We start from the raw sequence: 7655 nt of genomic DNA, 5'->3' as shown, positions 1-7655 counted from the left end.
CAGCAGCAACTGCGGACAAAAACACAACAGATACAACAGCAGCAACTGCGGACAAAAACACAACAGATACAACAGCAGCAACTGCGGACAAAAACACAACAGATACAACAGCAGCAACTGCGGACAAAAACACAACAGATACAACAGCAGCAACTGTAGACAAGAATACATCAGCTACAAATAGTACTGATCAAAGTGACGTTGTTTCAGTGGCACAAAAAAGTCAAACGATTGATAATAAAGAGAATCAATCTACAACAGCAACCTTAGCAACAATACAAGCCAGTTCTAACAATGTAAAAATTATTGATGGAAAAACGTATTATATTGATGATGATGGTCAAATAAAAAAGAATTTTGCTACAGTTATTGACGGTAAGGTGCTTTATTTTGATAAAGATACTGGCGCAATGGCGGATACAAATGACTATCAGTTTTTAGAAGGATTGACGAGTGAAAATAATAGTTATACGGAACACAATGCTTCTGTAGGTACGTCATCTGACAACTATACAAATATTGATGGGTATCTTACTGCTGATAGTTGGTATCGTCCTAAAGATATCTTAGTAAATGGTGAAAGTTGGAAAGCATCTTCTGACAATGATCTTCGTCCATTGTTAATGACTTGGTGGCCAGACAAAGCAACACAAGTAAATTATTTAAATGCAATGAAGTATTTAGATACTGATGATACTGATACGGTTTATACGACAGATAATAGTCAAGAGTCGTTAAATTCAGCTGCACAAGATATACAAGTTAAAATTGAGCAAAAAATCAGTCAAGAAGGACAGACGCAATGGTTGAAAGACGATATTTCTCAGTTTGTGGACAGTCAACCAAACTGGAATATCGCCAGTGAATCAAAGGGCACTGATCATTTGCAAGGAGGTGCATTATTGTATGTTAATAATGATAAAACACCAAATGCTAACTCTGATTATCGCTTGCTAAACCGTACGCCTACTAATCAAACTGGTAAGCCATCATATACAATTGATCCCACACAAGGTGGTTATGATTTCCTATTAGCAAATGACGTAGATAATTCCAATCCTGTTGTACAAGCTGAACAGTTAAATTGGATGTACTATCTATTAAACTTTGGATCAATTACTAACAACGATGCGGACGCTAATTTCGATAGCATCCGAGTTGATGCGGTTGATAATGTTGATGCTGATTTGTTACAAATTGCAGCTGATTATTTCAAAGCAGCTTACGGCGTTGATAAAAGTGATGCTATTTCAAATCAACATGTATCAATTCTGGAAGATTGGAGTGATAATGATGCTGTGTATGTTTCAGATCATGGTGATAACCAACTTTCAATGGATAATAAGTTACGATTATCATTAAAATATTCACTTACTATGCCACCAGTTGATCAGTACGGCAATAAGCGAAGTGGATTGGAACCATTCTTGACAAATAGTTTGGTTAATCGTAGTAATGATGCGACAGAAAATACAGCGCAGCCAAATTATTCCTTTGTTCGTGCGCATGATAGTGAAGTACAAACTGTCATTGCAGAAATTATTAAGCAACGAATTGATCCTGATGCTGATGGTTTGTCACCAACAATGGAACAATTAACAGAAGCGTTTAAAATTTATAATGCCGATCAGTTGAAAACAACTAAAGAATTTACACAATACAATATTCCAAGTACTTACGCTACAATATTAACTAATAAAGATACTGTGCCACGTGTTTATTATGGTGATATGTATACTGATGATGGTCAATATATGTCAACTAAATCATTGTATTATGATGCAATTGACACTTTATTGAAGTCACGAATAAAGTATGTTTCAGGTGGACAAACAATGTCTATGTCCTACATGCAAGGTGACAGCGATATGCCGGCTGATAGCTATAGAGGTGTATTGACATCTGTTCGTTATGGTAAAGGTGCCATGACGGCTACAGATAAAGGAACAAAAGAAACACGCAAACAAGGTATTGCTGTTATTGAAAGTAATAATCCAGACTTGAAGTTAAGTGATACAGACCAAGTTGTTGTTGATATGGGTATTGCACATAAGAATCAAGCTTATCGCCCAGCGTTATTGACAACTAAGGATGGTATTGCGACATATGTATCAGATAGTGATGTGCCCAAAAGTTTGATCCGACACACAAATAGCAAGGGACAATTAATCTTTAATAAATCTGACATTGTTGGTACAGCAAACCCACAAGTTTCAGGGTACTTGGCAGTTTGGGTACCATTTGGTGCAAAAGACACACAAGATGCACGTACGGAGAGTAGCACAGAAACAACCACTGATGGTAAAACTTTACATTCGAACGCTGCACTAGATTCTCAAGTGATTTATGAAAGTTTTTCTAATTTTCAATATACACCAACGACAGAAGATGAGTATGCGAATGTCAAAATTGCTAATAATACTGATTTATATAAGAGCTGGGGAATCACTAATTTCGAGTTTCCACCGCAATATCGTTCAAGTACAGATAACAGCTTCTTAGATTCGATCATTCAAAACGGTTATGCCTTTACTGACCGCTACGATCTTGGATTCAACACACCAACAAAGTATGGTACTGTTGATCAATTACGTACAGCAATTAAAGCTTTGCATGCTACAAATATTAGTGCAATGGCTGATTGGGTACCAGATCAAATTTATAATTTGACAGGAAAAGAAGTAGTTGCTGTACAACGAGTTAATAATTCGGGTATTTATAATCAAGATTCTGTGATTAACAATACGTTGTATGCTTCACAAACTGTTGGTGGTGGTGATTATCAATCATTATATGGTGGTGCCTTCCTTGATGAGATTAAGAAGTTGTATCCTTCATTATTTGAAGTAAATCAAATTTCAACAGGTGTGCCAATGAATCCTAGTGAGAAAATAAAAGAGTGGTCTGCAAAGTACTTTAATGGTACTAATATTCAAGGTCGAGGTGCTTATTATGTTCTTAAAGATTGGGCTACCAATGAATACTTCAAGGTAAGCACAGTAAGTGATAGTGGTGTATTCTTGCCAAAGCAATTAACCAATGAAGAATCAAATACAGGCTTTATTTCGACTGCTGATGGTATGACTTACTATTCTACTAGTGGTTATCAGGCTAAGGATACTTTTATTCAAGATGACAAGTCTAATTGGTACTACTTTGATCAAAATGGGCACATGACTTATGGTTTCCAACAAATTAACGGTAATAGTTATTACTTCTTACCAAACGGTATTGAATTACAAGATGCATTATTAGAAGATAGCAAAGGAAATACGTACTACTTTAACCAGACTGGTAAGCAATCAATTGACGGATATTACATGCTTTCAAACAAGACATGGCGTTATTTTGATAAGAATGGTGTAATGGCTAATAGTGGTTTGACAACAGTTACGCTGGATGATCAGCAGCATATTCAGTATTTTGATAAGAATGGTATCCAAGTTAAGGGCGTTTCTGTCAAATGCTCAGATGGAAAACTACGTTACTTTGATACTGATTCAGGTGATATGGTGACGAATAGATTTGGAAAAAACGAAGATGGTACATGGGCTTACTTTGGTTCTGACGGCGTTGCTATTACTGGCACACGTGTAATCAATGGTCAATCGTTATTCTTTGCTGAAGATGGTCGTCAAGCAAAGGGAACGGAAGCTGTTGATGAAAATGGACAAGTGCATTATTATGATGCCGATTCAGGAGCATTACAAAAGAATCGATTTGCCAACCTATCAAATAATACATGGGCATTCTTTGATCAAAACGGTAACATTGTTACAGGGGCACAAGTGATTAATGGTCAGAAACTATTCTTTGAGAATAATGGCAATCAAGTTAAGGGCCGTGAGTATACTGATACTGATGGCAAAATGCGTTATTATGATGCCGATTCAGGTGAAATGATTACAAATCGTTTCGAAAGATTATCAGATAACGATTGGGCCTACTTTGATACTGACGGTGTGGCAGTTACAGGAGAACAGATAATTAATGGTCAACATCTGTACTTTAAAAGCAATGGACACCAAGTTAAAGGGGAATCAATTGTACAGAAAGACGGTAGTAAAAAATATTATGATGTTAACTCAGGTGAATTGATTACAGTTTAAATAGAGTGAACATTCAAAAATAAAAAAGTGTCATCAATTAATTGATGACACTTTTTCTTGTATCAAGATTTTTTCAACTAGATGAACGATTTGTCCTAAACCAAAAGTTTCAATAAATTGAAAACGACGTTCCCAACGTGAGTGTGTTTGATTTTCAGAAAAATAAAAATCTGCCAAAATTTGAATAGCGTGCAAATTGGCTTCTTTTTCATCTGATAATTTTGATAATGGTGAAAAAGTGTATGTCGTATTGCTTGTAGTATAAATTAAATGCGATATCTCGTGTGCAATTCGAAAATAAATGCTAAATTTTGTTTGGTAATTTTTATTGACAATGATGGCTTTTTTTTGAACATTAGCTACATCAGGGTCGAATGTTGTCCCATCGATATAAAGTAACGTTAAATGGTTAATTGTTATTATTTTTTCAAGATAAGCTGAAATTTTTTCGTCTATATACACTGATATTTTATTCCTTGATATTTTATTCAGTCGCATCGGGTAGTGTTCGAAGAATTGATAAAATTGCTTCTCGATATTCAGGAGAAAGTGGTTTTCCTTCAAATGATAGTAGCAAATTGTTATCAGTAAATTGTTGTCCAAGATCGACGTTCGTTTGATGAGCTGGCATATGAGAAGTTATGCCTGCAAGATGTAATATTTCATCTTTAGAAATTCTAAGTCCTTTGGCAATACGGTAAAGTGTGTCAACTTTTGGAATGTTTTTGTTACCGTTTTCAATTTGCGATAAGTAGGCTGATGAAAAATTGCCTTGTAAGGCAGTTTGACGAACGGTAAAGTGTTTTTTTTCTCTAATGTGTTTTATTTTTGAACCGAATTGTTCTCTTGTTACCATGATTTAAAACACTCCTAATATTGTTTACTTTTATTATATACAAATGTAAAACAAACATAAACAGAACATATTCCAAAACAAAATATAAAACGTTTGACAATGTGATACAACGACTATATAATGACATTATGTTAAAAAAGGGGGAAGTATAATGACATTAACACTACAATTTCGTGATGCAATATCTGTTAGAAAAGAAATTGCAATACGTGGGGAAAGTATCGCAATATTTTGCAAAAGAATCGGGATCAATTATTCTTTAATGACAGAATACTTAAATAATAAAAAATATCCTTCACCACCGACAGCTAAAAAAATTGCTAAAGGTTTAGATAAAGAAATTACAGATATATTTTTTGTTTAAGTGTTTACAAAAGTGATACTATTATTGATTAACGTTTATCAAATTGGTATAATAAACACTTATCATAATTACTTAGGGGGAAGGTATGAATAATAAGTCGATACATCATAAATTATATGAATCGAGGAAATTGTGGATTGCAGCCTCTGCATTTATACTCAGTTGCAATGCAACTACGATGATAATAAATGCTGATGACGTTGGTTACACACAATTAAATGATACAACAGCTCAAACGGTAAGTGACTACTCGCCAGATGCAGATAAAGTTGATCAACAGATAGGTGTTGATGACAGTCAATTGCAAAATGCTGTGTCAACTGCAGAAAAGGCAGGTGTTGTAATTGTCGAAGAACCGACACAAACTATATCAATTGATGCCAATAATGCAGAGTCAATTAGGCAAGCCAAAATAGAAAGCGAGGGGGACTATCTACAACAGATCAGTAATATACAAAATGCTCAGCAGAAACAACTTGAAAAAGAGAAACAGTATACAGAGCAATTTGACGAGTACAATTTGGCTTTACACAAAGGAAAAAAGCAAAATGCTGATGGAAAAACACAATTTGTTACGTCAGCTGCAAAGCAGGCTTTGAAATTTGATAATTCCAAACCGGCCGATGAAAGTGATCCAATATCTGATATAAATCCAAGTAACATTTTTACCGGGATTGGTTCACACGCTAATTTAAATGATAGTACCAAAGTATGGGAGTATGAAGGAAATGATTTGCTACATGCAAATATTGAGAAAACATGGGCCAAAGCCGGTAGTATTGAAGATGAGTATGGACACAAGCAATATGTAGATTTTCACGAAACATTTCATGATTTTCAATTGCAAAATGGTAATTGGAATGAATCAACCAACAGCTTTGAAGACAATGGTAGTCCTCATGTTGCTATTAGTAGTAATGCCATTGACAATATTTGGACAACTAATTTAAATTGGCAAACTACTTTTTGGTTTACCTATAGCGATACGTGTGAAATGGTGCCTATCTCTAATCAAATTGCTTCTGATAGTGTACCGAAGGTATACTTTCTATCCGGATCGTTAAGCTCTACTAACTATTCAATGGACAAAGTTACAGGTAATCGAAGAGAGTATGTTCAAACTAATGATGCTAAAACGGCCATTATTAATGAAAATTCTGCAATTACCTTAGATAATATTGATTGCGAAGGTGTAGTTAACAATGCTCCGGACGGACTTGCGTATACAAACACTAGTCCTGATTTTCAATCAGTAGAGGGAGATGAAGATACTAATCCACAGCATTATGCCATTGAAGAAGGTGTTTCGTTTACTGATTTTACAACGGATAAACCAACCTTATATTTTGGTGCGGTGCCGATGAACAGAAAGGCTTGGTGGTGGCGTCAAAATCATAATATGAATTCAGATGAATTAGCCTTTTTGAAAAAACCTGAAAAAATAGATCCTGAGACGGTAAGTTATCATTTAAACAGGATAATGTATCAACAAAATAATAAACTGGATCCTGCACTAACGTACTCTAGTGACCTAAGTGATGGTCAGAATAAAGCACCTAAAAATTTTACAAAGATATCTGCAACTGAACCAACAGCAGATGCTGTGCTTTCAAAAAAAGCTGAGATAACTGTTCATTACGTACTAAAAAAAATTCATGGGGTCGAGTTGAAACCAACGCAGACGATTGCTGGTATTGATGGGCAGATGTATTATGATGAATCCGGAAATTTCATTAGTTATGATGATAATGGAGAATTAAAAACATATGAAATTCCAGAAACAATTGATCAAGAAGTAGCTGGAATTGAAGATTCAACTGACAAATTATTGCATTATACATATACAGCTGACGGAAATGGTGGGCTATTTAATAAAACAAATAAGAATAATAACTCAAAACAAAATGTTTGGATTATTTATACGTATACTGTTGATGGTAAAAATGGAATAAACGGTCTTGACGGAAAAGATGGTGCTGACGGGAAACCGGGTCGAGATGGTATAGATGGTCATGACGGAAAGAACGGAACGGACGGAAAACCAGGCCAGGATGGTCGTAATGGGTTAGACGGTGTTGATGGAAAAAACGGATCCGATGGGAAACCAGGTCAAGATGGCCGTAACGGGTTAGATGGTATTGATGGAAAGAATGGTTCCGACGGGAAACCAGGTCGAGATGGAGTAAATGGTCAAGACGGCCGTGACGGAAAAAATGGAATCGATGGTAAAGCTGGTCGAGATGGAGTAAATGGTCAAGACGGCCATGACGGAAAAAATGGAATCGATGGTAAAGCTGGTCGAGATGGAGTAAATGGTCAAGACGGC

The 7655-nt window shown here is 35.5% G+C and carries 4 protein-coding genes and 1 pseudogene; 3 read left to right on the top strand and 2 right to left on the bottom strand.

Going from position 1 to position 7655, the window contains the following annotated elements:
• The coding region (locus tag ESZ47_RS06400; RefSeq protein WP_148605969.1) for a glycoside hydrolase family 70 protein at positions 1 to 4109 on the top strand (4109 nt) is incomplete at its 5' end.
• 33 nt (positions 4110 to 4142) lie between these two features.
• Here the strand turns inward: ESZ47_RS06400 and ESZ47_RS06395 are convergent.
• Together ESZ47_RS06395 and ESZ47_RS06390 are read right to left on the bottom strand one after the other, a co-directional pair.
• Positions 4143 to 4571, bottom strand: a complete 429-nt coding sequence (locus ESZ47_RS06395) for an ImmA/IrrE family metallo-endopeptidase (protein ID WP_148605835.1) — start codon at positions 4569 to 4571, stop codon at positions 4143 to 4145.
• A 22-nt stretch (positions 4572 to 4593) separates the two neighbouring features.
• Positions 4594 to 4965, bottom strand: a complete 372-nt coding sequence (locus tag ESZ47_RS06390) for a helix-turn-helix domain-containing protein (RefSeq protein ID WP_148605833.1) — start codon at positions 4963 to 4965, stop codon at positions 4594 to 4596.
• 151 nt (positions 4966 to 5116) lie between these two features.
• On the opposite strand from ESZ47_RS06390, the gene ESZ47_RS06385 reads away from it, so the two are divergent.
• Both ESZ47_RS06385 and ESZ47_RS09435 read left to right on the top strand, forming a co-directional pair.
• A complete protein-coding gene (locus ESZ47_RS06385; RefSeq protein ID WP_148605831.1) occupies positions 5117 to 5329 on the top strand; it encodes a helix-turn-helix domain-containing protein in 213 nt (70 codons plus the stop codon).
• An 85-nt stretch (positions 5330 to 5414) separates the two neighbouring features.
• Positions 5415 to 7655: pseudogene (locus ESZ47_RS09435) on the top strand (KxYKxGKxW signal peptide domain-containing protein); the annotation flags it as partial.

The organism is Leuconostoc litchii (assembly GCF_008107645.1).
Classification (GTDB): Bacteria; Bacillota; Bacilli; order Lactobacillales; family Lactobacillaceae; genus Leuconostoc; species Leuconostoc litchii.
This window is presented reverse-complemented; position numbering and strand designations above follow the sequence as displayed.

Excerpts from the sequence above, each read along its gene's own strand:
- ESZ47_RS06390 (WP_148605833.1), bottom strand. The coding sequence starts at position 4,965 with ATGGTAACAAGAGAACAATTCGGTTCAAAAATAAAACACATTAGAGAA.
- ESZ47_RS06385 (WP_148605831.1), top strand. The coding sequence starts at position 5,117 with ATGACATTAACACTACAATTTCGTGATGCAATATCTGTTAGAAAAGAA.